25 protein-coding genes are annotated in these 26902 nt (G+C 68.0%); 10 read left to right on the plus strand and 15 right to left on the minus strand.

Translation table 11 applies throughout. The features are described from left to right. Positions 1–78 precede the first annotated feature (78 nt). The 5 genes from E6C72_RS26000 (at position 79) to E6C72_RS26020 (ending at position 6050) form a co-directional block, all read left to right on the plus strand. Positions 79–693, plus strand: a complete 615-nt coding sequence (locus E6C72_RS26000) for a gluconokinase (protein ID WP_109443915.1) — start codon at positions 79–81, stop codon at positions 691–693. Then, positions 690–1265, plus strand: a complete 576-nt coding sequence (locus tag E6C72_RS26005; protein WP_109443916.1) for a TRAP transporter small permease — start codon at positions 690–692, stop codon at positions 1263–1265. Before E6C72_RS26000 ends, E6C72_RS26005 begins: the two co-directional genes overlap by 4 nt. A gap of 54 nt (positions 1266–1319) precedes the next feature. Beyond that, entirely contained in the window at positions 1320–2597 is a 1278-nt protein-coding gene (locus tag E6C72_RS26010) for a TRAP transporter large permease (RefSeq protein ID WP_109443917.1), read from the plus strand. A gap of 53 nt (positions 2598–2650) precedes the next feature. Then, entirely contained in the window at positions 2651–3670 is a 1020-nt protein-coding gene (locus tag E6C72_RS26015; RefSeq protein WP_109443918.1) for a TRAP transporter substrate-binding protein, read from the plus strand. Between the two features lie 295 nt (positions 3671–3965). After that, positions 3966–6050, plus strand: a complete 2085-nt coding sequence (locus E6C72_RS26020; RefSeq protein WP_109443919.1) for a methyl-accepting chemotaxis protein — start codon at positions 3966–3968, stop codon at positions 6048–6050. A 39-nt stretch (positions 6051–6089) separates the two neighbouring features. Here E6C72_RS26020 and pcaG read toward each other — a convergent pair whose 3' ends face one another. From pcaG to E6C72_RS26060, 8 genes are read right to left on the minus strand one after another with little or no spacing between them, the layout of a single operon-like run. Then, positions 6090–6647 carry a protocatechuate 3,4-dioxygenase subunit alpha gene (pcaG, locus tag E6C72_RS26025; RefSeq protein ID WP_109443920.1) on the minus strand — a complete coding sequence of 186 codons (558 nt, stop codon included), beginning with the start codon at positions 6645–6647 and terminating at the stop codon, positions 6090–6092. 5 nt (positions 6648–6652) lie between these two features. Continuing rightward, the gene (pcaH, locus tag E6C72_RS26030; protein ID WP_109443921.1) at positions 6653–7375 is read right to left on the minus strand and encodes a protocatechuate 3,4-dioxygenase subunit beta; all 723 of its coding nucleotides are present in this window, start codon (positions 7373–7375) and stop codon (positions 6653–6655) included. 24 nt (positions 7376–7399) lie between these two features. Further along, positions 7400–8791: a 3-carboxy-cis,cis-muconate cycloisomerase gene (locus tag E6C72_RS26035; RefSeq protein ID WP_109443922.1), complete on the minus strand. Its 1392-nt coding sequence runs from the start codon at positions 8789–8791 to the stop codon at positions 7400–7402. Next, on the minus strand, positions 8788–9186 hold the full coding sequence (gene pcaC / locus E6C72_RS26040; protein ID WP_109443923.1) for a 4-carboxymuconolactone decarboxylase: 399 nt from the start codon (positions 9184–9186) through the stop codon (positions 8788–8790). Before pcaC ends, E6C72_RS26035 begins: the two co-directional genes overlap by 4 nt. After that, a complete protein-coding gene (gene pcaD, locus E6C72_RS26045; RefSeq protein WP_109443924.1) occupies positions 9186–9983 on the minus strand; it encodes a 3-oxoadipate enol-lactonase in 798 nt (265 codons plus the stop codon). Before pcaD ends, pcaC begins: the two co-directional genes overlap by 1 nt. Positions 9984–10031: 48 nt before the next feature. Beyond that, the gene (pcaF, locus tag E6C72_RS26050) at positions 10032–11231 is read right to left on the minus strand and encodes a 3-oxoadipyl-CoA thiolase (RefSeq protein WP_109443925.1); all 1200 of its coding nucleotides are present in this window, start codon (positions 11229–11231) and stop codon (positions 10032–10034) included. A 4-nt stretch (positions 11232–11235) separates the two neighbouring features. Then, positions 11236–12048 (minus strand): CoA-transferase subunit beta, encoded by an 813-nt coding sequence (locus E6C72_RS26055; protein WP_109443926.1) that lies wholly within the window; start codon positions 12046–12048, stop codon positions 11236–11238. Next, positions 12048–12908, minus strand: coding sequence for a CoA transferase subunit A (locus E6C72_RS26060; protein WP_109443927.1), 861 nt, complete (start codon positions 12906–12908; stop codon positions 12048–12050). The genes E6C72_RS26055 and E6C72_RS26060 overlap by 1 nt, the downstream gene beginning before the upstream one ends. A gap of 353 nt (positions 12909–13261) precedes the next feature. Between E6C72_RS26060 and E6C72_RS26065 the strand changes: the two genes are divergently transcribed. The 5 genes from E6C72_RS26065 (at position 13262) to E6C72_RS26090 (ending at position 17991) form a co-directional block, all read left to right on the plus strand. Next, complete coding sequence (locus E6C72_RS26065) at positions 13262–14449, plus strand: ABC transporter substrate-binding protein (protein ID WP_109443928.1); 1188 nt, start codon at positions 13262–13264, stop codon at positions 14447–14449. A gap of 198 nt (positions 14450–14647) precedes the next feature. Then, a complete protein-coding gene (locus E6C72_RS26075; protein ID WP_109443930.1) occupies positions 14648–15517 on the plus strand; it encodes a branched-chain amino acid ABC transporter permease in 870 nt (289 codons plus the stop codon). Further along, positions 15514–16536, plus strand: coding sequence for a branched-chain amino acid ABC transporter permease (locus E6C72_RS26080; protein WP_109443931.1), 1023 nt, complete (start codon positions 15514–15516; stop codon positions 16534–16536). Before E6C72_RS26075 ends, E6C72_RS26080 begins: the two co-directional genes overlap by 4 nt. After that, positions 16533–17288, plus strand: a complete 756-nt coding sequence (locus E6C72_RS26085; protein WP_109443932.1) for an ABC transporter ATP-binding protein — start codon at positions 16533–16535, stop codon at positions 17286–17288. The genes E6C72_RS26080 and E6C72_RS26085 overlap by 4 nt, the downstream gene beginning before the upstream one ends. Further along, positions 17278–17991 carry an ABC transporter ATP-binding protein gene (locus tag E6C72_RS26090; RefSeq protein WP_109443933.1) on the plus strand — a complete coding sequence of 238 codons (714 nt, stop codon included), beginning with the start codon at positions 17278–17280 and terminating at the stop codon, positions 17989–17991. Before E6C72_RS26085 ends, E6C72_RS26090 begins: the two co-directional genes overlap by 11 nt. Positions 17992–18000: 9 nt before the next feature. On the opposite strand, the gene E6C72_RS26095 is transcribed toward E6C72_RS26090, so the two are convergent. The 7 genes from E6C72_RS26095 to E6C72_RS26125 form a co-directional block, all read right to left on the minus strand. Beyond that, entirely contained in the window at positions 18001–19041 is a 1041-nt protein-coding gene (locus tag E6C72_RS26095; RefSeq protein WP_109443934.1) for an amino acid ABC transporter substrate-binding protein, read from the minus strand. Positions 19042–19084: 43 nt separating this feature from the next. Continuing rightward, the gene (locus E6C72_RS26100) at positions 19085–21310 is read right to left on the minus strand and encodes a methyl-accepting chemotaxis protein (protein ID WP_109443935.1); all 2226 of its coding nucleotides are present in this window, start codon (positions 21308–21310) and stop codon (positions 19085–19087) included. A 407-nt stretch (positions 21311–21717) separates the two neighbouring features. Beyond that, positions 21718–22425 (minus strand): response regulator, encoded by a 708-nt coding sequence (locus E6C72_RS26105; protein WP_109443936.1) that lies wholly within the window; start codon positions 22423–22425, stop codon positions 21718–21720. Positions 22426–22461: 36 nt separating this feature from the next. Beyond that, complete coding sequence (locus E6C72_RS26110; RefSeq protein ID WP_109443937.1) at positions 22462–23205, minus strand: amino acid ABC transporter ATP-binding protein; 744 nt, start codon at positions 23203–23205, stop codon at positions 22462–22464. Positions 23206–23226: 21 nt separating this feature from the next. Then, positions 23227–24417, minus strand: coding sequence for an amino acid ABC transporter permease (locus E6C72_RS26115; protein WP_109443938.1), 1191 nt, complete (start codon positions 24415–24417; stop codon positions 23227–23229). Then, on the minus strand, positions 24414–25571 hold the full coding sequence (locus E6C72_RS26120; RefSeq protein ID WP_109443939.1) for an amino acid ABC transporter permease: 1158 nt from the start codon (positions 25569–25571) through the stop codon (positions 24414–24416). Before E6C72_RS26120 ends, E6C72_RS26115 begins: the two co-directional genes overlap by 4 nt. A 119-nt stretch (positions 25572–25690) precedes the next feature. Beyond that, the gene (locus tag E6C72_RS26125; RefSeq protein ID WP_109443940.1) at positions 25691–26725 is read right to left on the minus strand and encodes an amino acid ABC transporter substrate-binding protein; all 1035 of its coding nucleotides are present in this window, start codon (positions 26723–26725) and stop codon (positions 25691–25693) included. Between the last annotated feature and the right edge of the window lie 177 nt (positions 26726–26902).

Here is a 26902-nt window from a genome sequence, read left to right on the forward strand (position 1 = left end):
TGCGGACACCGGCTGATCGTAACCGAGACGACTGATATATGACAGCGCTAACATAGATCCCTGCGGGAACACAGGCTCATGAACGGTCCCTCCATCGCGCCGCCCCCCATCCCGCCGATCATCGTGGTGATGGGGGTGGCCGGCTGCGGCAAGTCCAGTGTCGGGCAGACCCTGGCGTTGGCGCTTGGCCTTGGCTTCGTCGAGGGCGATGCGCACCATCCGCCTGCCAACATCGCCAAGATGTCCTCCGGCATTCCGCTGAACGACGCCGACCGTGACGGTTGGCTTGGCACGCTGGCCGGCTTCATCGCCGAGGCGGACCGTGACGGGCGCGGGCTGGTGGTCGCCTGTTCGGCGTTGAAGCGGCGCTACCGCGACCGGCTGCGCGGCGGGTGCGGGCGGGTGGTCTTCCTGCATCTGCATGGCGACAAGGCGCTGATTTCCTCTCGCATGGGGGCGCGGACCGCCCATTTCATGCCCACCGCCCTGCTCGACAGCCAGTTCGCCGATCTTGAGAGTCCTGCGGCCGACGAGGCGGTGTTGTCCTACGAGGTGACGCTGCCGGCCGATGCCATCGTCGCCGATGCCTGTGCCCGTCTGAGCGGCGGCGAAGCCGACAAAGCAAGTCCTGACAATGGCGGCAAAGCCGCCGCGCAAAATAATGGCGGTTTGGCCGCCGGGAGGAGCGCATGAAGAGCGTGGCGGATCTGCTGGAGCGGATCACCGAATGGATCATGGCGGCGATGCTGGCGATCATGGTCGGTCTCGTCTTCAGCAACGTCGTCCTGCGCTATATCTTCAGCAGCGGCATCGTCGCTGCGGAGGAGATCGCGCGGCTGATGTTCGTCTGGCTGGTGTTCCTGGGCGCCACCGTGGCGCTGCGCCACCAGCGCCATCTCGGGCTGGAGATCCTGCAGAGCCGGTTGCCGTTCAAGGTGCGCCGGGCCTGCGCGGTGATCTCGCACCTGATGATCCTCTACGCGCTCTATCTGTTCGTGCAGGGCAGCTGGATCCAGCTGCTGATCGGCATGGAGACCTTCTCCACCGTCCTGCGCTTCCCGATGGCGATCTACGCCGCGGCCGGCTTCTTCCCGGCCATCGCCATGGCGCTGATCGTGCTGGCGAACCTGTGGCGCATCGTCACCAACCAGCCCGGCGCCCGCATCCCCGGCAACCCCGACACGATGATGGACCATCCGGAGTCGCACGGCCCCGCCGTGGCTCCGCCGGCGCCCAGCCATGGCGCTGCCGCCGTCAAGCACTGAGCCTCGAACATTGAGTCAGGCCCGGAAGACCCTTTTGCGGACGGAGACGCCGCCATGACGCTCACCATTTTCCTGGGCTCGCTGTTCGGCTTCATGCTGCTCGGCATGCCCATCGCCTTCGCGCTGATGCTGACCGGCGTCGCGCTGATGGTCCATCTCGACTTCTTCGACGCCCAGCTCGTCGCCCAGAACATGCTGAACGGCGCCGACAATTATCCGCTGATGGCGGTGCCCTTCTTCATCCTGGCCGGCGAATTGATGAATGCCGGTGGCATCTCCCAGCGCATCATCAACCTGGCGGTCAGCCTGGTCGGCCACATCAAGGGCGGGCTGGGATACGTCACCATCGGCGCGTCGGTGATGCTGGCCAGCCTGTCCGGTTCGGCCATCGCCGACACGGCCGCACTCGCCACGCTGCTGATCCCGATGATGCGCGACCACGGCTATCCGGTGCCGCGCGCGGCGGGCCTGATCGCGTCGGGCGGCATCATCGCCCCGATCATCCCGCCCAGCATGCCCTTCATCATCTTCGGCGTGACCACCAACACCTCGATCAGCGCCCTGTTCATGGGCGGCATCGTCCCCGGCCTTCTGATGGGGCTGGGCCTGATCGGCGCCTGGGTGTTCGTCGTCCGCGACATGACGGTGAAGCTGCAACCGAAGGCGAGCGGGCGGGAGCGGGTGAAGGCGCTGACCGACGGGGTCTGGGCGCTGGCCCTGCCGGTCATCATCATCGGCGGCCTGCGCGGCGGCATCTTCACGCCGACCGAGGCCGCGGTGGTCGCCGCCGTCTATTCGCTGCTGGTGGCGCTGTTCGTCTACCGTCAGGTCACGCTGCCGCAGCTGGTGCCGCTGCTGGTCCAGGCGGCGCGCACCACTGCCACGGTGATGTTCCTGTGTGCCGCCGCCCTGGTGTCGTCCTACATGGTGACGCTGGCCGACCTGCCGCAGCAGATGACGGAGCTGCTCGCCCCGCTGATGAGCCATCCGAAGATGCTGATGCTCGCCATCGCCCTGCTTCTGCTGGCCGTCGGCACGGTGATGGACCTGACGCCGACCATCCTGGTGCTGGGCCCGGTACTGACCCCGCTGGCGATCAAGGCGGGCATCGACCCGACCTATTTCGGCGTGATGTTCGTCCTGATCGGCACGCTGGGCCTGATCCATCCGCCGGTCTGCACGGTGCTGAACGTGGTGTGCGGCGTCGCCCGCATCTCGCTGGAAAGCGCCACCAAGGGCATCTGGCCCTTCCTGCTGACCTACATCGTGCTGGTGGGGCTGCTGATCGCCGTGCCGGAGATCGTCACCGTGCCGCTGCACATCTTCCACTGACGCCTGAAAACCAAACACAACGAAACACCAGACGGTTAAGGGAGACCGACACCATGTTCCGCAAACTGCTTCTCGCCACCGGCATCGCCGCCGCCCTGCTGGCTCCGGTCGCCGGTCTCACGACTGCCGCCGCCCAGGACGTGAAGTCCCGCATCATCCGCTTCGGCTACGGCCTGTCGGAGAACAGCAACCAGGGCCGTGCCGTCAAGTTCTTCGCCGAGGAAGTCTCCAAGCGCAGCGGCGGCAAGCTGAAGGTGAAGGGCTTCGGCGACAGCAGCCTGGGCAGCGACATGCAGATGCAGAACACGCTGATCGGCGGCGCGCAGGAAATGATGGTGGGCTCCACCGCCACCCTGGTCGGCGTGGTCAAGGATTTCGGCGTCTACGACCTGCCCTTCCTGTTCAACAACGAGAAGGAGGCCGATGCCGTCCTGGACGGCCCGTTCGGCGAGAAGCTGATGAAGTCGCTGAGCGACAAGGGGCTGGTCGGGCTGGTCTATTGGGAGAACGGCTTCCGCAACCTGACCAACAGCAAGCGGCCGATCACCAAGGTCGAGGACATGGGCGGCATCAAGCTGCGCGTGATGCAGAACCCGGTCTACATCGACATGTTCAACCGCTTCGGCGCCAACGCGGTGCCGCTGGCCTTCTCCGAACTGTTCACCGCGATGGAGACCGGCACGGTCGATGGCCAGGAGAACCCGGTCACCACCATCCAGTCGTCCAAGTTCTATGAAGTTCAGAAGTATCTGACCATTTCCCGCCACGTCTACAGCCCGTGGATCATGATGGCCAGCAAGCGCTGGTGGGACGGCCTGTCGGCTGACGAGAAGAAGATCCTGCAGGACGCCGCCGTCGCCTCGCGCGAGTTCGAGCGCAAGGATAGCCGCGAGGCCTCGGCCCAGAGCGTGGCCTATCTGAAGGAAAAGGGCATGCAGATCAACGAGCTGAGCCCGGCCGAGCTGGAGCGCATGCGCGAGATGGTCAAGCCCGCCTTCGACAAGTACGCCGCCGACGGCGGCGCCGAGGTGCTGAAGGATTTGCAGGCGGCCATCGCCGCCGCCCGCAAGTAAGCGCGGCGACAAAAAAACGATGTAAGTCAAGGGGGTGGACCGGGAGACTGGTCCGCCCCCTTCGCGTTCGCGCGCGATGGGGCCGTGGAGATCCCAGATGGCGGGGGCGGGAAGACCTGTGGTCTGAAAACCGGTCACGCCTTGGTATCGGTTGAAAAGTTCAGTGTTTCAATCATAAGGATATATTGTTACATGTTTGTGGAATTTTTTGGAACTTAAGGGCGTTTTGCGTGGACCTATGCGTCAGTCCTAAGCAATAGATATATCACCTGTTGGATTATATTCGGAGTCGGTGATGTTCAAAAAGTTGCCGTTGGTCAGCAAGCTGGTGCTGGCGATCGGTCTGGTTCTGGCTGTCGGGCTTGGGGTTGGAACGGTTGTGATCTCCTCCAAGAGTGGGGCCGACACCGACGCGTTGTCCTTCAAGGTTGGAGATGAGGTGGGCAAGTACCATGCCGCGGTCGTCGAACGCCGGCTGGAAGACTCCCTGGACGTCAGCCGACAGATGAGGACCACTCTGTTAAGCCTGAAGCGAAGCGGTGTCGTCGATCGCGCCACGTTGAACGACTGGCTGAAGGCGACGCTGGAGGCCAACGAGAATCTGCTCGCCGTTTGGATCGGGATGGAGCCGAATGCGCTGGACGGCAAGGACGCCGCCTTCGTCAACAGTCCCGGCTCCGATGCCACCGGCCGCTTCATCTCCTATTGGAACCGTGGTGGCGGCCAGATCCATCTGGAGCCGATGACCGATTACGACAATCCGGGACCGGCAGGGCTTTACTACCAGCAGGCCAAGCGAACCGGCAGGGAGGTGATCGTCGAGCCCTACAGCTATATGGTTGCCGGCAAGAATGTCCTGATGGTTTCGCTGGTGGTGCCCATCGTCGAGAGCGGCAAGGTGATCGGTGTCGCCGGTGTCGACATCGCCACCGACGAGATCTGGAGCGAGTTGAAGACCGCCAGGCCCTTCGGGACGGGGTCGGTCTTCCTGATTTCCAACGGCGGGCTGTGGGCGGGCTACAGCAACGCCGACCATCTGGGCAAGCCGATCCTCCAGACCAACCAGCGCCTGCAGGCGGCGATGCCGGCAATCCGCGAGGGCAAGGCTTTCGCCCATTTCTCGATGTCGGCGAGCCTGAACACCGAGGTCAAGCAGCTGTTCCAGCCCGTCATGGTCGGAAACACCGGCACGCCCTGGTCTGTGCTGATCAATCTGCCGATGAATCAGGTGGAAGTGCCGAAGCGGGAGCTGACGCATTTCATCGCCATCGGCGCGGTGCTGCTGACCGCTGCGCTGCTGCTGGCTCTGTGGGTGACCAGCCGCGTCGTGATCGGCCAGCCTCTGCGCCGGATCATCGCCACGATCCAGGCGCTGACCGCCGGCCGGCGTGACGTGGAGGTGGCCGACCGCGACCGCGCCGACGAGATCGGCGCCATCAACCAGGCGCTCCAGCTGTTCAAGGAGAATGCCGGCCGCGTCGCCGAGATGGAGGAGCAGCGCCGCCTGGACGAGCAGCGCGCCGCCGAACAGCGCAAACAGGAGCTGGCCCGGCTGGCCGACCGCTTCGAGGGTACGGTCGGCGACGTCGTCGCCAATGTAGCCCGGCAGGCCGAGGCGATCCGCACCGATTCGGAGGGGCTGTCGGCGATCGCCGAGCAGACCAACGCCCAGGCTTCCGCCGTCGCCAGCGCCGCCGACATCGCCAGCGGCAATGTGCAGACGGTGGCCGCCGCAGCGGAGGAGCTGGCCCATTCGATCGAGGAGATCAACCAGCGCATCGCCGCCTCGTCCCGCATGGCGAACGACGCGGTGGGCGAGGTCGAGAAGACGAACGGCACGGTGGCCGGTCTGGCCGAAGCGGCGCAGAAGATCGGCGATGTGGTGAATCTGATCCAGTCGATCGCCGGCCAGACCAACCTGCTGGCGCTGAACGCCACCATCGAGGCGGCACGGGCGGGGGAGGCCGGCAAGGGCTTCGCCGTCGTGGCGTCGGAGGTGAAGAATCTCGCCAGCCAGACGGCCAAGGCGACCGAGGAGATCGCTGCCCAGATCGGTGAAATCCAGGCGGTCAGCGGCAATGCCGTCGGCGCCATCCAGGCCATCGGCCAGACCATCCTCGGCATCAGCGAGACGGTCACCGCCGTCGCCGCCGCCGCGGAGGAGCAGGGGGCGGCGACCCGCGAGATCAGCCGCAACGTCCAGCAGGCCGCCACCGGCACCCGCGAGGTGTCGACCAACATCGATGGCGTCACCCGTGCCGCCAGCGAGACCGGCAGCATGGCTGCCCAGGCCCGCGCGGCGGCCGACACGCTGTCGCACCAGTCTGCCCAGCTGCGCGGCGAGGTGCAGCGCTTCGTGGCGACGATCCGCGAGGGGTGAGGGGAGTGGGGGAGTCGCCGGTCGGCGACTCCCTCCTGCTCAGCAGTCGAAGAACACCGTCTCCCTGTCGCCCTGCAGGCGGATGTCGAAGCGGTAGACCACCCCGCCCGCCAGTTCGGTGCGCGTTGCGATCAGGGTGTCGCGGCGGTCGGCCGGGACGCTCGCCAGCACCGGGTCGGACCCGTTCGCCGCCGCCTCGTCGGAGAAATGCAGGCGGGTGAAGGCGTGGCTCAGCATGCCGCGGGCGAACACCGTCACCGCGATGTGCGGAGCATGGCCTTCGTCGCAGGCGCCGGGCTTCACCGTGTCGAAGAAGAAATAGCCCTCGTCGTTGGTGCCGCAGCGGCCGAAGCCGGCCGCACCGGGGGCATGGCGGCCGTCGGCGCCGGCCTGCCAGATCTCCACAACGCAGTCGCGGATCGGGGCGCCCTCGCCATCGGTGACCACGCCTTCGATGCGGATGTGCTCGCCGGGGGTGTCGCGGCTGGCCAGCCGGTTGGTCGCCAGCGGGCGGCGGCCGTAGAGTTCCGGCGTCCAGGCATAGGCGAAATAGGGGCCGACGGTCTGGGACGGGGTCTGTTTCAGCAACTGGCTCATGGGAATCAGCCCTCCATCGGCGTGGCTTGGCGTCCGCGCAGGACGATGTCGAATTCATAGCCGAGCGCCCACACCGGCTCGGTCACGTCGATGGAGAAGCGGGAGATCAGCAGCTCGCGCGCTCCCTCCGGCACGCCGTTGTAGATGGGGTCGAGCGGCAGCAGCGGATCGCCCGGGAAATACATCTGGGTGACCAGACGGGTCAGGAAGGACGGCCCGAACAGCGAGAAATGGATGTGCGCCGGACGCCAGGCATTGTGGTGGTTGCCCCAGGGATAGGCGCCGGGCTTGATCGTGGTGAAGCGGTAGCGCCCCTCCGCATCGGTGATGCAGCGGCCGGCGCCGAAGAAGTTGGGGTCGAGCGGCGCGTCATGCTGGTCCCAGCGGTGGACGTAGCGACCGCAGGCGTTGGCCTGCCAGATCTCCAGCAGCGTGTGCGGCACCGGTCGGCCGTCCTCGTCCAGCACGCGGCCGGTGACGATGATGCGCTCGCCGATGGGCTCGCCGTTGACGCGGCCGTTCTTGGTCAGGTCGCTGTCCAGCGGCGCCAGGCTGTCATGGCCGAACACCGGGCCGGTGCGGACCGACAGCGCCTGCTTCATCGGGATCAGCGGCTTGGACGGCGAGCGCAGCACCGTCGATTTGTAGAGCGGCGACAGGTAGGGCGGGTGTTGCGCCCAATCGCGCGGGCGGAAATCGCCCTCCGGCTGGTGAACGGCTGTGTCCATTGCGGGTGTCCTCCTTGGCGGCGGTCAGTTGTGCTGACGCTGTTGGGAATTGTGGCCAGGTGTGTTTTTGTGATCGTCCAGCACGCGGTCGATGAAATGGGCGGCGGAACCGGTGTAGCGCAGCGGGTCGAACAGGCGGTCGAGCGCCTCGGCGCCCAGCGCCTGCATCACCTCGGCATCCTCGGCCAGCACGTCGCGCAACGGGCGGGCGGCTTCGGCGGCTCGGCGGCTGGCCTCCGCCACGCGGGAATGGGCGGCCATGCGGCCCATGCGGTCGCCCAGCGCCATGGTCACCGCCTCCGCCAGGATCAGGCCGCGGGTCAGGTCGAGGTTGGCGCGCATGCGCTCCGCGTCGATGGTCAGGCCGGCGACGGTCTCGCGGGCATGGCGGGCGGCGCCGGCGACGAGGCGGCAGAGGTCGGGCAGCGCCTGCCACTCGGCATGCCAGCCGCCGAGGCCGCGCTCATGTTCCTGCACCTGGGCGGCCAGCAGCCCGCCGACCAGGGCCGGGGCGCGGATGGCGGTGGAGAGCAGCACGGCGCAGGACACCGGGTTGCGCTTGTGCGGCATGGTGGAGGAACCGCCACGGCCGGGGCCGCCGGGCTCGAAGGCTTCGCCGACCTCCATCTGCATCATCAGCGAGATGTCGCGGCCGAGCGTGCCCAGCGTGCCGGCGAGGATGCCGAGGGCCGAGGCCGGTTCGGTGACGCGGTCGCGGCTGGCATGCCAGGGCAGGGCGGGCAGGGGCAGGTCAAGATCCTTCGCCAGGGCCTCCGCCACCGCCGGGCCGGCGTCGCCGAGTGCCGCCAGCGTGCCGGCGGCGCCGCCGAATTGCAGGGCGAGGCGCTTGCGGGCGGCGGCGATGCGCTGGCGGTCGCGGCCGAGCGCGTCGAGCCAGCCGGCGGCCTTCAGCCCGAAGCTGGTCGGCAGGGCATGCTGAAGCCAGGTGCGGGCGACCATCGGCGTCGCCCGGTGACGGTCGGCGAGGTCGGCCAGCCCGTCGGCGAGTGCCGCCAGATCGGCGTCCAGCCCGTCGAGGAAGCGGCGCAGTTGCAGCATCAGGCCGCTGTCCATCGCGTCCTGGCTGGTGGCGCCCCAATGGACGTAGCGGGAAGACTCCTCGTCGGCGGCCTTCACCACGCGGGTCAGGTGCTTGACCATCGGGATGGCGGTGTTGCCGGCCAGCGCCGCCTCCGCCCCCAGCGCGCCCAGATCGTAAAGCTCCGCCTTGCAGGCCGCTTCGATGGCCGGGACGGCATGGGCGGGGATGACACCGACCGCCGCCTCCGCCCGTGCCAGCGCCGCCTCGAACTCCAGCATGGCTTGCAGCCTTGCCGTGGCCGAGAAGGCGTCGGCCGCCGCGTCGCTGGTGAAGAGCGGGTCGAGGAGAGGGTCGGCGTGGTGGGTGGCGGTCATCCCTGTTTCCCGTCCTCTTCGTCCATCTCGGCATAGACGGCGCGGGCCAGTGCTATGGCGTGGTTGGCGGCGGGGATGCCGGCGTAGACGGCGGCCTGCATCAGGATTTCCTTCACCTCGTCGCGGGTGACGCCGGTGTTGCGGGTGGCGCGGATGTGCAGCTTCAACTCGCCGTCCTTGCCCAGCGCCGCCAGCATGCCGATGGTCAGCATGCTGCGCGTCCGGATGTCCAGCCCCGGCCGGGTCCAGATCTGGCCCCAGGCGGTCTTGGTGATGAACTCCTGGAAATCGGCGTCGAAGTCGGTGGCGCGCTCCAGCGAGCGGTCGACATGGGCGTCGCCGAGGACCGAGCGGCGCACCACCATGCCGCGATCGTACAAGTCCTTGTCGTCCATTAGAGAGTCCTCAGGAAGCCGTCGATCAGGGCGGCCAGCTCGGCCGGCTTCTCGACGCCGGGGATGTGGGCGGCGCCGGGCAGCAGCTCGAACCGGGCGCCGGGGATGCCGGCGGCCAGCTCGCGCGCGACCTCGGGCGGGGTTGCCACGTCCTCCGCGCCGCAGATCACCAGGGTGGGGGCGGCGATGGCGGCGTTGGCGGCGCGCAGGTCGGCGTCGCGGATCGCCATCGAGCAGCCGACATAGCCGTCCTCGGTGGTGCGGGCGACCATGGCGGTGTAGCCGCGGATCTGCTCGGGCCGGCTGTCGCGGAAGGATTGGGTGAACCAGCGCGCCATCACCCCATCGGCGATGGCGCCCATGCCGCGGGCGCGGATGGCGGCGATGCGGTCGGCCCAGACCGAGGGGGGGCCGATGACGCCGGCGGTGTCGCACAGGATCAGCCCATGCACGCGGTCCGGCGCCTTGACGGCGAGGCGCTGGGCCATCATGCCGCCGATGGACAGGCCGCAGACATGGGCGCGTGCGATGCCGAGCGCGTCGAGCAGGCCGGCGGCATCGTCGGCGAGCAGGTCCATGCTGTAGCCGGCCTCTTCGGTGACCGGCGTCACCTGGGTCAGGCCGTGGCCGCGCATGTCGTAGCGCAGCACGCGGTAACGCTGCGACAGGTGCGGCACCACGGCATCCCAGATATGAAGGCTGGTGCCGATGGAGTTGGCGAACAGCAGAACCGGCGCATCCGCCGGGCCGGTCAGGTCATAGTGCTGGGTGATGCCGGCGGTTTCGATGAAGGGCATGGAGACTGCCTTCGCTTGTTGTGGTGCGGGCGCGGTCGGAACCCGAGGCTACACCCGCTCGATCATCACCGCGATGCCCTGGCCGACGCCGATGCACATGGTGCAGAGCGCGGTCCGGCCGCCGGACTGTTCCAGCTGGTAGAGCGCGGTGGTCGCCAGACGGGCGCCGCTGGCCCCCAGAGGGTGGCCGAGCGCGATGGCGCCGCCTTGCGGGTTCACATGGGCGGCGTCGTCCGGCAGGCCAAGCTCGCGCATCACCGCCAGACCCTGGGCGGCGAAGGCCTCGTTCAGCTCGATCAGGTCGATGTCGGCGATGCGGTGGCCGAGACGTTCCAGCAGCTTGCGGGTGGCCGGGGCCGGGCCGATGCCCATGACGCGCGGCGGCACGCCGGCGGTGGCGCCGCCGACGATGCGGGCGCGCGGGGTCAGGCCGAAGCGCTTCACCGCCGCTTCCGACGCGATCAGCAGGGCGGCGGAGCCGTCATTGACGCCGGACGCGTTGCCGGCGGTGATGGTGCCGCCGGGGCGGACGATCGGCTTCAGGGCCGACAGCGCCTCGATGGTGGTGGCGCGGGGGTGCTCGTCGGTCGTCACCACCGTCTCGCCCTTGCGGCTGCGGATGGTGACGGGGACGATCTCGCGAGCGAGGCTGCCGTCGGCGATGGCCCGGGCGGCCCGCTCCTGGCTGCGCAGGGCGAAGGCGTCCTGGTCGGCGCGGCTGATCTTCCAGTCGTCGGCGACATTCTCCGCCGTCTCCGGCATCGAATCGACGCCGTAGGCCGCCTTCATCGCCGGGTTGACGAAGCGCCAGCCGATGGTGGTGTCGAAGATCTCGGCGGACCGTGAGAAGGGAGCGTCGGCCTTGCCCATGACGAAGGGGGCGCGGCTCATGCTCTCCACCCCGCCGGCGATCATCAGCTCGGCCTCGCCCGCCTTGATGGCGCGGGCGGCGGTGGCGACGGCGTCGAGGCCGGAGCCGCAGAGACGGTTCATCGTCGTGCCCGGCACCGCGTCGGGCAATCCCGCCAGCAGCGCCGACATGCGGGCGACGTTGCGGTTGTCCTCGCCCGCCTGGTTGGCGCAGCCATAGATGACGTCGTCCACCGCGGCCCAGTCGACCGAGGGATTCCGCTGCATCAGGGCGCGGATCGGCACGGCGCCGAGATCGTCGGCGCGCACCGACGACAGGGATCCTGCATAGCGGCCGATGGGGGTGCGGATGGCGTCGCAGATATAGGCGTCACGCATGGTCTTATCCTTCCCCGCCGCCGGCTTGGCCGTGGGCGGCGGCGGTGCGGGCCTGGAGGTCGCGCAGGGCGGCGAGCGCGCCGGCGTCCGGGATTTCGGTGGTCTTCAGGTCGGGCGAGATTTTCAGATCCCAGCCGGTGGCCGCCTTGACCTGCTCCACCGTCACGCCGGGATGGATGCTGGTCAGGGTCAGTTCCTTGGTCACCGGATCGGGGGTGAGGATGCCGAGGTCGGTGATGACCGCGGTCGGCCCGGCGCCGGGGATGCCGGCCTTGGCCCGCGCGTCTCCACCGTCGAGATAGCCGGCCGAGGTGACGAAGGGCAGCTTGGCGACGAAGGCCTTCGGGCTCTGCTTCAGGACGATGAACACCTCCTTGGCCTGGGAGGCGATCTCCGGCGCGCCACCGGCACCGGGCAGCCGCACCTTGGGCGTGTCGTAGGGACCGATGACGGTGGTGTTGATGTTGGCGAAGCGGTCGACCTGGGCCGCCCCCAGGAAACCGACGTCGATCCGCCCGCCCTGCAGCCAGTAGCGGAAGATTTCCGGCGTGCTGACCACGGTGTCGGCGGTGAGCGCGAGGTCGCCGTCGCCGATCGACAGCGGCAGCACCGTCGGCTTGGCGCCGATCGGGCCGGATTCATAGATCAGCACCACCTCTGGCGCATGGGTCAGCCGGGCGAGGTTGGCGGCGGTGGAGGGCAGGCCGATGCCGACGAAGCAGACGGTGCCGTCCTTCAGCAGGCGGCTGGCCGCCACCGTCATGATCTCGGTCGCGGTGAAATCGGCGGTCGCGGTGGTGGTCTCGGTGCTGCTCATCACGCAACCTCCTTCATGCTTTCGGCCAGCACGCGGCGGAAGCCGGCGAAATCGTCGGTGTCCAGCACATGGCGCTGCATCCAGTCCTGGAAGGTCTCGCGTGAGCGGGCGATCGGATCCCACGCCTTGTAGAAGCGGTTGTCGCGCTCCGAATAGCCCTGGGCGTAGGACGGATAGGCGCCGCCGGGAACCGGGCAGACGGCGGAAACCGCCCAATAGGGCAGCACGCAGGCGTTCGGCGGCGCCTCCAGATCGTCGACGATCTCCTCGACCGTGATGATGGAGCGCTTGGCGGCCAGAACCGCCTCCTTCTGGACGCCGAGGATGCCCCAGAGCAGGACATTGCCGCGGCGGTCGGCCTTCTGGGCGTGGATCACCGTCACGTCCGGGCGGACGGACGGGATGGCGGCCAGCTTCTCGCCGGTGAAGGGGCACTCGACGAAGCGGATGTTCGGGTTGACCTTCGGCAGGTCGGAGCCGGTGTAGCCGCGCAGCAGCGCGAAGGGCAGGTTGGAGGCGCCGGCGACATAGGCGTTCGCCATGCCGGCGTGGCTGTGCTCCTCCGTCTCCAGCCGGTGCGGCCAGCCCTGCTCGACCGCGTCGCGGAAGCGGTGGAGGGAACCGACGCCGGGATTGCCGCCCCAGGAGAAGATCAGCTTCGCGGCGCAGCCCATGCCGATCATCTGGTCATAGATCAGGTCCGGCGTCATGCGCACCAGGGTCAGGTCGCGCCGGCCCTGCCGGATGATCTCATGCCCGGCGGCATGCGGAATCAGGTGGGTGAACCCTTCCAGGGCGACCGTGTCGCCATCGTGCACGAGGCTTGCCACCGCCTCGCGCAGGGGCGTGATCTTCGCCATATGACCTCCCGTATGTGCGGAAACCGCACAAATATTCAGCTTTACGCACAGAATGGCGGGAGAGACCTTCGGCTGTCAAGGGCGAAAAATGCACCTCACGGGCGTTAATCGAACATATTGCGGCGCAACATGAGAGTCGTTGGGTGCTTTCAGGGCGGATTTCGAGAAAAAATCCGTATTTGCAAGCGCTTGGCTGTGAACTATGTTTTGTGCGATTATAGAACACTCTATCAGGTATCGCACTTGACGGTTGGCCTGTCCCTCAGTACGGTTGACGGAACAGTCAATGGCCGGGATCCGGACCTGAAAGCGGGAGTCCCGGCGCCGGCACATGGTCACATATGGGAGGGACGATGACGAGGACTCTGCGCAACGCGCTGCTCGGTGCGGCGTTCGGTCTGGCGCTGGCGGCCGGTCCGGCCGGGGCCGCCACCATCAAGGTCGGCGTCATCGCCCCCTTCTCCGGACCGTTCGCGATGTTCGGCAAGACCTTCAAGGACGGCATCGCCCAGTATCAGGCGGAGCATGGCCAGACGGTCGGCGCCGACACGGTGGAGTTCGTCTATCGCGACCTGGAGCAGGCCAACCCGGCCCAGGCCAAGGCGCTGGCGCAGGAACTGATCGTGAAGGAGCGGGTGTCCTTCCTGGCCGGTTTCACCTTCACGCCCGATGCGCTGGCGGTCGCCCCGCTGATCGACGAGGCGAACATTCCGGCGGTGGTCTTCAACGCCGCCACCTCCGCCATCACCGAGAAGTCGCCGCGCTTCGTCCGCACCTCCTTCACCCTGTGGCAGAATACGGTTCCGCTGGCCGAGCATATGGCCAAGCAGGGGATCAGGACGGCGGTGACGGCGGTCAGCGACTATGGCCCCGGCCTGGACGGCGAGGCCGCCTTCAAGGCGACCTTCGAGAAGAATGGCGGCAAGGTGGCCGACGCCATCCGCATGCCGCTGAAATCGACCGACTTCGCCCCCTTCATGCAGCGCATCAAGGACACCGGCGCCGAGGCGGTCTATGCCTTCCTGCCCGCCGGTCCGACCACGCTGGCCTTCGCCAAGGCCTTCGCCGACAACGGGCTGAAGGACAAGGGCGTCAGGCTGTTCGGCCCCGGCGACATCACCCAGGAACCGGATCTGCCGGCGCTGGGCGACGCGGTGCTGGGCATGACCACCAGCTTCCATTACAGCCGCGCCCACGACTCGGCGGTGAACAAGGCATTCCTCGCCAAGCACAAGGAACTGTTCGGCAACGACGACACCGCCACCTTCACCACGGTTGGTGCCTATGACGGCACGCATGTCATCTATCAGATGATCAAGAATGCCGGCGGCGGCAAGATCGATGGCGCCAAGGCGGTGGAGTCGGTGAAGGGCATGAGCTGGGAAAGCCCGCGTGGGCCGGTGACCATCGATCCCGACAGCCGCCATGTCACCCAGACGATCTATCTGCGCACCGTCGAGAAGGTCGGCGGCCGGCTGGAGAATGTCGAGAAGGCGGCGTTCGAGAAGCAGCCGGACTATGGGTACAAGCTGGCGAAGTGAGGGGGGTGTCCCCCTCTCCCCCTGTTCTCGCGCAAACTTGGTTTGCGCTGACGCGACAGGCGGACCATAGGTCCGCCGAAAGCGGGGAGAGGGTTAGGAGGGGGCGCGGCAGGATTATCGGGTAAGGCACGCGGTGCTTCCCCCTCACCCCGACCCTCTTCCCGGGGGGAGAGGGAGACGGGGAGGTGGAGAGACATCATGGAAAGCATCTTCGGGATCGCCGTCGACGGCATCGCCTATGGGATGATCCTCTTCATCATCTCGGTCGGGCTGTCGGTGACGCTGGGGCTGATGCGGGTGGTCAATCTGGCGCATGGCGCCTTCGCCATGCTCGGCGGCTATGTCGCCTCCTATGCCGCGCAAAGCGTGGGTCTGCCCTATGTGGCGGCGCTGATCGTCGCGGTGGCGCTGACCGTGCTGGCCACCCTGCCGCTGGAACGGCTGCTCTACCGCCGCATCTATGGCTCAGCCAACGAGCTGTCGCAGGTGCTGCTGACCATCGGGCTGACCTTCGTCATCGTCGCCGGCATCAATTACCTGTTCGGCCCGACGCTGAAGCGCATTCCACTGCCCGACCTGCTGACCGGCACGGTGGCGCTGGGGCCGAAAGCGATCCCGACCCACCGCGCCTTCGTGATCGGCGCCGGGGCGGCGACGCTGGTTGGGCTGTGGTGGCTGCTGGAGCGCACCGATTTCGGCATCCGGCTGCGCGCCGCGGTCGATGATCCCGCCATGGCGGCGGCGCTGGGCATCCGCACCGAGCGGCTCTATCTGGCGACCTTCGCGCTCGGCACCGGGCTGGCGGCGCTCGGCGGCGTGCTGGGGGCGGAACTGCTGCCGCTGGAGCCCTATTACGCCATCCGCTACATCGTGCTGTTTTTGGCGGTGGTGGCGGTCGGCGGGGCCGGAAGCATCTTCGGATCGGCGGCGGCGGCGCTGGCGTTGGGCATCATCGACACCGCCGGCAAATACCTGATCCCGAATTTCGGCGAGTTCTTCTTCTATGCCGCGCTGATCCTGATCCTGTTCCGCTGGCCCCACGGTTTCTTCAAAGGGAGGACGGCATGACGAGCGTCGCCGAGCGTGACGGAAAGGCTGCCGCCGTGACCCGACCACTTCCCCCCGGCCGGCGCCGCGATCTCGGCTGGATCGGCATTCCGCTGGTCGCGGCGGCCGGGCTGGCCGCCTATTGGCTGCTGCCGGACGATCTGGCCCTGCTGACCCGCATCGCCGCCTCGGCCCTGTTCGTGCTGTCGCTCGACCTCGTGCTCGGCTATGGCGGGATCGCCACGCTGGGGCAGGCGGCGATGTTCGGCACCGGCGCCTATGCCGCCGGCATCGTCGCGGTGAACTGGAACAACGACCCCTTCGTCATGCTGGCGGCAGGCGGGCTGGCCGGCGGGCTGGTCGCGCTGGTCACCGGGGCGCTGATCCTGCATGCGCGCGGGCTGACCCTGCTGATGCTGACCATCGCGGTCGGACAGATCGTGCAGGAGGTCGCCAACAAGGCGCGCGACTGGACCGGCGGCAGCGACGGCCTGTCCGGCATCGACCCTGCGCCGGTGCTGGGGCTGTTCCGTTTCGACATGTTCGGCCACACCGCCTACCTGTTCGCGCTGGCGGTGCTGGTGATCGGCCTGCTGGTGGCGCGGCGGATCGTGCGCTCGCCCTTCGGGCTGGCCTGCCGCGGGGTGAAGGAGGATCCGCTGCGGATCTCCGCCATCGGCGGCTCGCCGAAATCCTATCTGGTGGCGCTCTATGCCGTGGCCGGGGTGTTTGCCGGGGTGGCGGGGGCGCTGACCGCGGTGACCAGCGGCATCGTCGGGCTGGACAGCGCCGGCTTCCCCTGGTCGGCGGAGGCGCTGGTGATGCTGGTGCTGGGCGGCACCGGGCGGCTCTATGGCGCGGTGATCGGCACGGCGGCCTTCATGGGCATCCACCATGTCCTGGCCGCCAGCGATCCCTTCCACTGGATGGGCTTCATCGGCCTGTTCCTGATCGGCATCGTCCTGTTCCTGCCCGGCGGCATCGCCTCGGGGGTGGAGCGGCTGGGCGGGCTGTTGGGCAGGAAAGAGGGCGGGGCATGACCAAGCTTCTTGAGGTCCAGAACCTCAGCAAGAATTTCGGCGGCCTTCAGGTGTCGTCGGACATCACCATGACGCTGAAGGCCGGCGACCGCTGCGCCCTGATCGGGCCGAACGGGGCGGGCAAGACGACCTTCGTCAACCTCGTCACCGGAGTGATCCCGCCCAGCGCCGGCACAATCCGGCTTGACGGCCGCGACATCACGAAACTGTCGGCGGCGGAGCGGGTTCGGCTGGGGCTGATCCGCAGCTTCCAGGTGGCGCGGCTGTTCAGGTCGATGACGGTGCGCGAGCATCTGGAACTGGCCGTCCTGCAACGTGACCGCCGCACCTTCCGCCTGTTCGCCAACGTCGCCAAGGTGGCCGGGCTGGCCGACGAGGTGGCGGGGCTGCTCGACAGCATGGGGCTGACGCCGGTGGCGCACACGGCGGTCGGCTCGCTGGCCTATGGGCAGCAACGGCTGCTGGAGATCGCGCTGGCGCTCGCCATGAAGCCGAAGGTGCTGATTCTCGACGAGCCGGCGGCCGGCGTGCCCCATTCGGAAAGCCAGCGCATCCTCGACGCCATCGACCGGCTGCCCAGGGATCTGGCGGTGCTGATGATCGAGCACGACATGGATCTGGTGTTCCGCTTCGCCAGAACCATCGTGGTGCTGGCGCAGGGGCGGCTGCTGTGCAGCGGCACCGCCAAGGAGATCGTCGCCGACCCGCGCGTGCGCGAGGTCTATCTGGGGAGCCGTGCCGATGCGCACTGAACCGCGTGGGTCTCTCGAGGTCATGGATCTGTGCGCCGGCTACGGCAGGACGCTGATCCTCGACGGCGTATCGCTGGCCGTGCCGGCTGGCGGCCGGCTGGCGCTGCTCGGCCGCAACGGGGTGGGCAAGACGACGACGCTGGCGACGCTGGTCGGCCAGACCACCCGCCATGGCGGCAGCATCCGGCTTGACGGGGTGGAACTCGGCGGGATGAGCAGCTCGGCGCGGGCGGCGGCGGGGCTCGGCTATGTGCCGCAGACGCGCGACATCTTCAAATCGCTGACGGTGGAGGAGAACCTCGTCACCGGCCTGAAGGGGCGGCCGCGCTCGGCGCTGGAGGAGGCGTACGAGCTGTTCCCGCGGCTGGGCGAGCGGCGGCGCAACGGCGGCGGCGAACTGTCGGGCGGCGAGCAGCAGATGCTGTCGGTCGCCCGCGCGCTGCTCGGCAAGCCGACGGTGCTGCTGCTGGACGAACCGCTGGAAGGGCTGGCGCCGGTGATCTGCGACATGCTGATGACGGCGCTGTCGAAGCTGGACATGACGATCCTGCTGGTGGAGCAGCAGGTCGACCGTGCGCTGGATTTCGCCGATCGCGTGGTCTTCCTCGACCGCGGCCGGGTGGTGCATGCCGGGCCGGCAGCGCAGGCGAAGGCGGATACGGCGCTGCTGGAGCGGCATCTGGGCGTGGCGCTGGCGGCGTAGGGGCGCGCGTCACCGGAACGGCGGCGCGTACAGCAGCCCGCCCTGGGTCCAAGGCCTGTTCTGGCCGCGGTCCATGCCATAGGGGGTGCCGAGGTTGCGGTCGAAGATCTCGCCGTAGTTCCCCACCTGCGCCAGCGCCTGCAAGGCCCAGTCGTCGGGCAGGCCGAGCGTGCGGGAGACGCTGCCGGCGTGGCCCAGCATGCGGTGCAGTTCGGGGTCGTCGGGAATGCGGCCGGCCTGCACGTCGGCCGAGGTGACGCCCTTGGCGTCGGCCAGCACGATGGCGTGGAGCACCCAGCGGGTGATGTCGTACCAGTTGCGGTCGCCGCGCGCGATGTAGGGGGTCAGCGGCTCGCGCGAGATCACGTCGGGATAGATATAGATGCCCATGCCGGCCTGACGGTAGCCGGCGAGCGAGGTCACCAGCACGGTGCGGTCGGTGGTCAGCAGGTCGCATTCATGGGCGAGGAAGGCCTGCAACGCCTCGTCCAGCGTCTGGAAGGTGCGCATCGTCCAGGGCAGGTCGGACTTGCGGATATGGTCCTCCAGATTGCGGACCGTGGTGGTGGCGGTCTTGACGCAGACGGTGCGGGCGCCCAGCCGGTCGAGTGGTGGCGGCGTGCCGTCCGCGTGGATGGCGAAGCCCTGGCCGTCGTGCAGCAGCGGCATCAGGAACTCGATGTCGTAGGAGAGATCGCGGCTGAAGGTCCAGGTCGTGGTGGTCAGCGCCACATCGACCTCGTGCTTCTCAACCGCCGAATATTCCTGCGGTTTTTCCGGCAGGCGCACGACGCGGATCGCCTGGGCGTTGCCGAGAGTCGCCGCCGCGAAGACCCGGCAGACGTCGACCAGGAAGCCGTCGAGATGCCCCTGCGGGTCGGAGAAGGAGATGCCGCTGACGCCGCTGCGCAGGCCGCAGATCAGGAAGCCGCGGCTGTGGATGCGCTCCAGCGTGTCGCCGTCGCCGGCCCTGGCCGACGGGGCGAGTGCCGGTGAGGCCGACACCATCGCCAGCAGCAGAAGCAACAGCAGCCGCATTCCGACACCCATCCCCTGATCCGTCCAGTCCGCCGCTCTTTCGCGGCGGGCGGGATCAGGCGGCCTGCCCGGCGCGCAGCGTGCCGAGCAGACTATGCAGCGAAGCGGCTTCCTCGGCCAGCGTGTTCGCCGTTTCGGTCAGCGAGGCGGCGATGTCGCCGGTGCGCGACGCCTGGGCGCTGACGCCGTCGATCAGCGCCGCCACCTCGCCGGTGTTGCCGGCGATCACCCCGACGCGGCTGCGGATGTCGGTGGAGGAGGCGGTCTGGCGGGCCACCGCCTCGCCGATCAGCTCCTGCACCTCGTTGATGCGCTCGACCGAGCCGGAGATGCGGGCGAAGGTGCCGACGGTGTTCTGGATGCTGCCGTTGATGGCGCCGACCGAGCTGGCGATCTGCACGGTGGCGTTGGCGGTCTCCTCCGCCAGCTTCTTCACCTCCGCCGCCACCACGGCGAAGCCGCGCCCGGCCACGCCGGCCGCCGCCGCCTCGATGGTGGCGTTCAGCGCCAGCAGCTTGGTCTGGTGGGCGATGCCGGTGATGACGTCGACGATGCGGCGGATCTGCTCGGTGTTCTCGCCCAGCTGGCCGACCACCGCGCGGGCGGCGGTCAGCTCGCCCAGCGTGGCACCGACCACCCCCGCCGCCTCGGTCGCGAGGCTGGAGACGCTGCCGATGGTGTCCATCAGCACCTCGGCGCTGTCGTTGCAGGTGGTGGCGTTGCGGTTGCTCTCGGCGACGAAGCTGCCGGCGCTGACCGTGCTGTCGATGGTGCCGGCCGATTCCCGGCGCAGCGCATCGGCCAGCTCGCGCAGCTGGCCCGACTGGGTGGCGACACCCGACGCCACCTGATGCACGTCCTCCATCAGCTGGCGGGCGAGTGCCGCCGAGCGCATCTGCTCGGTCACGTCGGTCCAGGACAGCGTCTTGCCCAGCACGTTGCCCTGGTCGTCGAACACGGTGTCGACATGGGCCTCCACCGTCGTCTCGTCCACCGTCAGGGTGCGGCGCGGGATCGGCGGGCTGGCGGGGTCGGTGCAGGCGGCGGTGAAGTCCGGCCCCTGGGCCAGCAGGTCGGGGCTGGCGGGGTCGATGCCGTGCGCCTCGCAGAAGGTCCGGGCGGCGGGGTTGACGAATCCCACCTGACCGTCGGTGCGCAGCAGGGCGGTGGGCACCGGGCTGCTGTCGACCATCCGCTTCATCAGCAGCACCTGCTCGACGCTGCCGCGCAGGCGGCGGAGCGCGGCGGCCATCACCGCCAGCTCGTCGCGGCCGGTGCGGGGGATCTCGATGGAGAGGTCGCCGGCGGCGATCTGTTCCATGGCGCGGGCGAATTTGCGCAGGTTGGCGATGACGGCGACGCGCAGCAGCAGGGCGGCGGCGATGGCGACGGCCAGGGCGAAGGCGCCGACCATCTTGAGCGCGTCGTTGCGCAATTCCTCGGTCGCGCTGACGAACTCCGACACGTCGCGCGAGATCTCCGCCGTCGCCCAGGGCAGTCCGCCGTCGCCGCCGAGCGACACGGTGGTGGTGGACAGCTGGGCATGGGCCGATTCGCCGCCCTTTGCCTCGAACAGCAGGCCGCCCTTGGCGTCGGTGATGCGGATGTCGGCGTCGAGAACGGCGCCCAGGTTGGACAGGGCGGGCAGCGGGTCGGTCACCACCTCCAGGAATCCCAGGACGCGGAAGCCGCCGATCGGGACGATCATGCTGAACAGCGGCCGGCCCTGGCCGTCGCGCCACAGCAGGCTGGACGGGCGGCGCTTGTCGGCGATGTCGCGGGATTTCAGCGCCTCGAACAGCGGGGCGACGGTGGCGACGCTGTCCTGCTCCCCGCCGGTGAGGGCGATACGGTTCATATCGGCGTCATAGACGGCCACCGAGACCAGCCGCACCTCGCGGTCGACCACCACGGGCCGCGCGTTGATGTTCTTCAGCGCCAGCATCGTCTTGGCCGGATCCTTCTGGTTGATGCTGTCGACCAGGAAGGCGTCGCGGCTCCATTCGTTGGCGTGGCCCTGGAGCCATTCCGTGTAGTTCTTGCGGATGCGGTCGTTGGCGAGCACCCGCAGGGTCGCCGCCGCGCTGCTGTTGAAGGTGGTCAGCGCGAAGTCGGTGTAGCGTTGCGACACCCAGGCCTGGCTGGCGATCAGTGCCGCCACCAGAACCCCCACCACCGAAACCATGGCGCGGCGCAGGGTCCAGAAGCGGTGGCGCGCGCCGCCGTCGTCCGTGGTGCCGCCCGCTTTTGCCCGGTCTGTTTTCGTCCAGATCGCCGTCATGCCCCAAACCCCCCACCGCCGCAGAAACGGTTTCACGGATTGCTACACGCACATCGTCGCAGGGCCCTATGAACGATTTAGCGTTCAATTGTGAACAGCTCGTGTCTTTTCGTTTGCATTTGAGACAAGCGATGATGACAGGGTCAAGGAAACAGGCGGCTTTTTCGGCGGGGAAGCGGTCGAGGACTTTCCGAGAGAGGAATTGCGCAAGACAAAAAGCAACCGGATGTGGTGGTTTGACTTCGGAACAGGCTGTCTGCCTGCGTTAACGCATAAAAAATGGGCCACGGGAACCGGCGAAAAAAATTCGCGGTTGCCGTGGCCCAGGTTGCCGAGCGCGTGGCCGCCGCGAGACTGAGGCGACGGGGGAGTTTGCTCGGGGTTCGGTGGAAGACCGGAGTGAGCTTTCAGCCGTCCTGCGTGACGTCGCCGGCGAACAGGTAGCCCGTGCCGTGGACGGTGACGATCAGCCGGGGATCGGCGGCGTCGGGTTCGATCAGGCGGCGCAGGCGGCGGACGAGGCTGTCGATGGTGCGGTCTGTGGCGTCCGTCTTGCGCCGCGTCGTCGCCGTCAGCAGATAGTCGCGGTTCATCACCCGGCCGGGGTTGCAGACGAAGGTCGACAGCAGCTCGAACTCGGCGCCGGTGAGGCGAACCGGGTTGCCCTGCGGATCGGTCAGGCGCATGCGGTCCAGCCACAGCGTCCAGCCGGAGAAGCAGCGCTTGCGGTCGTCGCGCTGGTCGCCCGGCGCCTTCAGCCGGCGCAGCAGGTTCCGCACCCGGGCCAGGATCTCGCGCGGCTCGAAGGGCTTCGCGATGTAATCGTCGGCCCCCATCTCCAGCCCGATGATGCGGTCCAGCTTCTCCGCCCGGCTGCTGACCAGGATGATGCCGATCTCCGACGCCGCGCGCAGCTCGCGGGTCAGGGTCAGCCCGTCCTGGCGCGGCAGCCGGATGTCGAGCAGCACGAGGTCCACCGCCGTCGCCGCCAGCAGATCCTTCAGCTCTTCAGCACTCCGGGCCAGCAGGACGTCGAAGCCCTCATCCGTCAGGTAGGACTTCAGCGTCTCGCGCGTCACCGCGTCGTCGTCGGTGATGGCAATGGTCGCCGGCATGGCCCTCTTGTCCGCCTCTCAGCGCGCCGTTGTGCCTCAATGCTCCAGGATCTGGCCCAGGAACTGGCGGGTGCGCTCGCTTTTCGGGTTCTCGAAGAATTCGGCCGGCGACCCGCTCTCGATGATCGAGCCTTCGGCCATGAAGACAATAGAGTCGGCGACCTGCCGGGCGAAACCCATTTCGTGGGTGACGCAGACCATGGTCATGCCCTCCTCCGCCAGCTCGGTCATGACGTCCAGCACCTCCTTGACCATTTCGGGGTCGAGCGCCGAGGTCGGCTCGTCGAACAGCATGATCTCCGGGCGCATGCACAGCGCGCGGGCGATGGCGACGCGCTGCTGCTGGCCGCCGGACAGCTGGCCGGGGAACTTGTGCGCCTGGTCGGGGATGCGCACCCGCTTCAGGTACATCATGGCGATTTCCTCGATCTCGGACTTCGCCATGCCGCGGACCCAGATCGGGGCCAGCGTCAGGTTCTGCAGCACGGTCAGGTGCGGGAACAGGTTGAAGTTCTGGAACACCATGCCGACCTTGCGGCGGATCTTCTCGACCGCCTTGACGTCGTCGGTCAGCTCGATGCCGTCGACGATGATGTGGCCGGTCTGGTGGGCTTCGAGCCGGTTGATGCAACGGATCATCGTCGACTTGCCCGAGCCCGACGGGCCGCAGACGACGACCTTCTCACCCTTGCCGATGCTGATGCTGACGTCGCGCAGCGCGTGGTAGCTGGCGTACCACTTGCCGACCTTGCGGAGTTCGATGATGGCGTTCTCGGTCATGACGTGTCTCCAGACGGCCGGTCAGCGGCGGGTGTAGCGGTTGGCAAGACGCTCCAGCCACTGGCTGTAGCGCGACATGCTGAAGCAGAAGATCCAGAACATCAGCCCGGCGAAGACATAGACCTCGGCGAAATAGGGGCGCCATTCGGGGTCGGTCGTCGCCACGGTGGCGGCGGTCAGCAGGTCGTACAGGCCGACGATGGTGACCAGCGAGGTGTCCTTGAAGGCGCTGATGAACTGGTTGACGATCGGCGGGATGACGATGCGCAACGCCTGCGGCAGGACGATCAGCATCGTCTTCTGCCAGTAGGACAGGCCGAGCGCGTCGGCGGCCTCGTACTGGCCCTTCGGGATCGCCTGCAAGCCGCCGCGCACGGCTTCGGCCAGATAGGCGGCGGTGAACAGGGTCATGCCGGCCAGCGCGCGCAGCAGCTTGTCCACCGTGACGCCTTCCGGCAGGAACAGCGGGAACATCACCGAGGCCATGAACAGCACGCTGACCAGCGGCACGCCGCGCATCAGCTCGATGAAGCCGACGCAGAAGGTGCGGATGGCGGGCAGCGAGGACTGGCGGCCCAACGCCAGCAGGATCGACAGCGGGAAGGCCAGCGCGATGGAGAAGACCGACAGCATCAGCGTGATCGGCAGCCCGCCCCAGCGGTCGTTCGGCACATAGCTGAGGCCGGCGACGCCACCCCACATCAGCACGCCCATGCCCACCAGGGTCAATGCCCAGGCTCCGGCCAGCCAGGGCCGCCAGAAGGCGCGCACGCCGCTGGCCCCCAGCATCGCCACGAACAGGGCGCAGGCCAGGAAGGGGCGCCACTGCTCGTCATAGGGATAGGTCCCGAAGAAGATCAGCCGGTGCTTGACCACGATCACCGACCAGCAGGCGCCGGCCGCCTCGCGGCAGGCCTCCGACGAGCCGGACCAGCTGGCGTTCAGCAGCAGCCAGTTCGCCATCGGCGGCACCACCAGCCACAGGAGGGCGAGGCAGGCGAGGCTCAGCGCCGTGTTCAGCGGCGTGTTGAACAGATTGTTGCGTGTCCAGCTGATGGGCGCCCAGCCGAAGGGCTTCAGCGCCGTCATGCCGTTGGCCTGCGGCGGAGTGGAGGCCTGGCTCGGCTCCTCCTCGTAGGAGGCGGCCCAATGGGCGGGGGGAACGGGACCGGTGGGAATGGGGGCCTGATCGGCCTGGGAGTGCTTGATCATCGGGTCACCAGCGCCACACGGCGGTTGTACCAGTTCATGAAGCCGGAGATCGCGAGGCTGATGATGAGGTAGACGAGCATCATCATCGCCACCGCCTCCACGACCTGACCGGTCTGGTTGGCAGACGTGTTGGAGACGCTGACCAGATCCGGATAGCCGATGGCGACGGCCAGCGAGCTGTTCTTGGTCAGGTTCAGATACTGGCTGGTCAGCGGCGGCACGATGACGCGCAGCGCCTGCGGCAGGATGATGAGGCGCAGGATCTTGCCCGGCGACAGGCCCAGCGCCAGCCCGGCCTCCGTCTGGCCGTGCGGCACGGCGAGGATGCCGGAGCGCACGATCTCGGCGATGAAGCCGGCGGTGTAGACCGACAGGCCGATCAGCAGGGCGGTGAATTCCGGAGTGACCGACCCGCCGCCCTCGAAATTGAAGCCGGCCAATGCTGGCACGTCGAAGGCCAGCGGCGCGCCGGTGGCGATGAAGGCGACGGCCGGCGGCAGCAGCACCGCGGCGATGGCGGCCGGCAGGGTGGGGAAGGGCTTGCCGGTGGCCTCGCGCCGGCGGCGGCCATGGCGGACGACGGCGAAGGCGGCAGCGATACCGGCGACCAGCGCCAGCAGGACCCAGCCATGGCCGGCATGCTCCACCAGAACCGGGAACTTCATGCCACGGTTGCTGAGGAAGATGCCCGGCAGGATCTCCAGCGCCTCGCGCGGGCTGGGGAGCCGGTTCATGATGGTGTACCAGACCACCAGCTGCAGCAGCAGCGGGACGTTGCGCACCGTCTCGACATACAGGGTGGCGAAGCGGTTCACCATCCAGTTGGACGACAGCCGCGCGATGCCGATCAGCACGCCCAGCACGCTCGCCAGCACGACACCGGCGGCCGACACCGCCAGCGTGTTCAGCAGGCCGACGGCCAGCGCCTTCAGATAGGTGTCCGACGCGGTGTAGGACAGCAGGCTCTCGCCGATCTCGAAGCCGGCCTCGCGGTGCAGGAAGCCGAAGCCGGTGGCGACGCCGCGGGTGGCGAGATTGGTCAGCGTGTTGGAGACGAGATACCAGGCGACGGCGAGGGTGCAGGCCAGGAACAGCGCCTGATACAGCCACCCCCGCACGCGCGCGGAGTTCAGCGCCTGGACCGGGTTTGTCATGGTGTTGCTCCGTGCGGGGGAAACTTTCCCCTCTCCCCGGGGCTCTCAGCGGATCTTCGATCCGCCTGACGCCGTCAGCACAAACGAAGTTTGTGCGAGAGGCGGGAGAGGGGAGGGCCTTACTTCATCGGCGGGGCGTACATCAGGCCGCCTTCGGTGTAGAGGGCGTTCTGGCCGCGCGGCATCTTCAGCTTGGAGCCGGCGCCGACATTGCGCTCATAGCTCTGGGCGTAATTGCCGACCTGCTTGATGATGTTGAAGGCCCAGTTCTCCTCGACGCCCAGCGCCTTGCCGTTGCCGGCGGTGACGCCCAGCAGGCGCTTCACGTCGGGGTCGGCGGAGGTCATGGCGCCGTCGACGGTCTCCGACGTCAGGCCCTTCTCCTCGGCCTGGACCATGGCGTAGAAGACCCAGGTGACCAGATTGGTCCATTCCTCGTCGCCCTGGCGGACGGCCGGGGACAGCGGCTCCTTGGAGATCAGCTCGGGCAGGATGACGTAGTCGTTGGGGTTCTGCACCTCGGCGGCGCGGATCGCGGCCAGCTGGGAGGCGTCGGAGGTCAGGGCGTCGCAGCGGCCGGCGAAGAAGGCCTTGTTCAGCTCCTCGTTTTTCTCGATGACGACCGGCTTGAAGGTCATCTTGTTGGCGCGGAAGTAATCCGACACGTTCTGTTCGGTGGTGGTGCCCGGCAGGACGCAGACGGTGGCGCCGTTCAGCTGCTTGGCGCTCTTCAGCCCCAGCTTGGCCGACACCATGAAGCCCTGGCCGTCATAATAGTTGGTCGGCGCGAAGTTCAGGCCGTTGGCGGTGTCGCGGGTCAGGGTGCGGGTGGTGTTGCGGGCGAGGATGTCGATCTCGCCGGACTGGAGGGCCGGCAGGCGCTGCTGCGCCGACAGCGGGGTGTACTTCACCTTTTCCGCATCGCCGAACATGGCGGCGGCGACGGCGCGGCACATGTCGACGTCCAGGCCCGACCACTTGCCCTTGTCGTCGGGCGAGGAGAAGCCGTACAGGCCCAGATTGACGCCGCACTGGACATAGCCCTTCTGCTTCACGCCGTCGAAGGTGGCGCCGGCCTGGGCCGTGCCGGACAGGGCGAGAGCGGAGACGGACAGGGTGGCCGCGATGGCGAGCGCGCTCAGATGGGACTTCACGGGGCGTGGCTCCTTCAGCCTTATTTGTTCCAGGGGCGCCGGGGCGGAAGGCTCCGGCCGCCGTGTGCCGTCACAATCGCTCCGTTGATTGAACAAAGTGCCCGCCCGGCTTGAACGGCTGTGGTGAAGTTGTGAACAGCTTTGGACAACTTCGCCGCGCAGGCGGCGAAGGCAGAG

The sequence above is a fragment of the Azospirillum sp. TSH100 genome (assembly GCF_004923295.1).
GTDB lineage: Bacteria > Pseudomonadota > Alphaproteobacteria > Azospirillales > Azospirillaceae > Azospirillum.

Bases quoted from the DNA above. Each gene is read 5' to 3' on its own strand.
- E6C72_RS26000 (WP_109443915.1), top strand. From the start codon at position 79: ATGAACGGTCCCTCCATCGCGCCGCCCCCCATCCCGCCGATCATCGTG.
- E6C72_RS26005 (WP_109443916.1), top strand. From the start codon at position 690: ATGAAGAGCGTGGCGGATCTGCTGGAGCGGATCACCGAATGGATCATG.
- E6C72_RS26010 (WP_109443917.1), top strand. From the start codon at position 1,320: ATGACGCTCACCATTTTCCTGGGCTCGCTGTTCGGCTTCATGCTGCTC.
- E6C72_RS26015 (WP_109443918.1), top strand. From the start codon at position 2,651: ATGTTCCGCAAACTGCTTCTCGCCACCGGCATCGCCGCCGCCCTGCTG.
- E6C72_RS26020 (WP_109443919.1), top strand. From the start codon at position 3,966: ATGTTCAAAAAGTTGCCGTTGGTCAGCAAGCTGGTGCTGGCGATCGGT.
- pcaG (WP_109443920.1), bottom strand. From the start codon at position 6,647: ATGAGCCAGTTGCTGAAACAGACCCCGTCCCAGACCGTCGGCCCCTAT.
- pcaH (WP_109443921.1), bottom strand. From the start codon at position 7,375: ATGGACACAGCCGTTCACCAGCCGGAGGGCGATTTCCGCCCGCGCGAT.
- E6C72_RS26035 (WP_109443922.1), bottom strand. From the start codon at position 8,791: ATGACCGCCACCCACCACGCCGACCCTCTCCTCGACCCGCTCTTCACC.
- pcaC (WP_109443923.1), bottom strand. From the start codon at position 9,186: ATGGACGACAAGGACTTGTACGATCGCGGCATGGTGGTGCGCCGCTCG.
- pcaD (WP_109443924.1), bottom strand. From the start codon at position 9,983: ATGCCCTTCATCGAAACCGCCGGCATCACCCAGCACTATGACCTGACC.
- pcaF (WP_109443925.1), bottom strand. From the start codon at position 11,231: ATGCGTGACGCCTATATCTGCGACGCCATCCGCACCCCCATCGGCCGC.
- E6C72_RS26055 (WP_109443926.1), bottom strand. From the start codon at position 12,048: ATGAGCAGCACCGAGACCACCACCGCGACCGCCGATTTCACCGCGACC.
- E6C72_RS26060 (WP_109443927.1), bottom strand. From the start codon at position 12,908: ATGGCGAAGATCACGCCCCTGCGCGAGGCGGTGGCAAGCCTCGTGCAC.
- E6C72_RS26065 (WP_109443928.1), top strand. From the start codon at position 13,262: ATGACGAGGACTCTGCGCAACGCGCTGCTCGGTGCGGCGTTCGGTCTG.
- E6C72_RS26075 (WP_109443930.1), top strand. From the start codon at position 14,648: ATGGAAAGCATCTTCGGGATCGCCGTCGACGGCATCGCCTATGGGATG.
- E6C72_RS26080 (WP_109443931.1), top strand. From the start codon at position 15,514: ATGACGAGCGTCGCCGAGCGTGACGGAAAGGCTGCCGCCGTGACCCGA.
- E6C72_RS26085 (WP_109443932.1), top strand. From the start codon at position 16,533: ATGACCAAGCTTCTTGAGGTCCAGAACCTCAGCAAGAATTTCGGCGGC.
- E6C72_RS26090 (WP_109443933.1), top strand. From the start codon at position 17,278: ATGCGCACTGAACCGCGTGGGTCTCTCGAGGTCATGGATCTGTGCGCC.
- E6C72_RS26095 (WP_109443934.1), bottom strand. From the start codon at position 19,041: ATGGGTGTCGGAATGCGGCTGCTGTTGCTTCTGCTGCTGGCGATGGTG.
- E6C72_RS26100 (WP_109443935.1), bottom strand. From the start codon at position 21,310: ATGACGGCGATCTGGACGAAAACAGACCGGGCAAAAGCGGGCGGCACC.
- E6C72_RS26105 (WP_109443936.1), bottom strand. From the start codon at position 22,425: ATGCCGGCGACCATTGCCATCACCGACGACGACGCGGTGACGCGCGAG.
- E6C72_RS26110 (WP_109443937.1), bottom strand. From the start codon at position 23,205: ATGACCGAGAACGCCATCATCGAACTCCGCAAGGTCGGCAAGTGGTAC.
- E6C72_RS26115 (WP_109443938.1), bottom strand. From the start codon at position 24,417: ATGATCAAGCACTCCCAGGCCGATCAGGCCCCCATTCCCACCGGTCCC.
- E6C72_RS26120 (WP_109443939.1), bottom strand. From the start codon at position 25,571: ATGACAAACCCGGTCCAGGCGCTGAACTCCGCGCGCGTGCGGGGGTGG.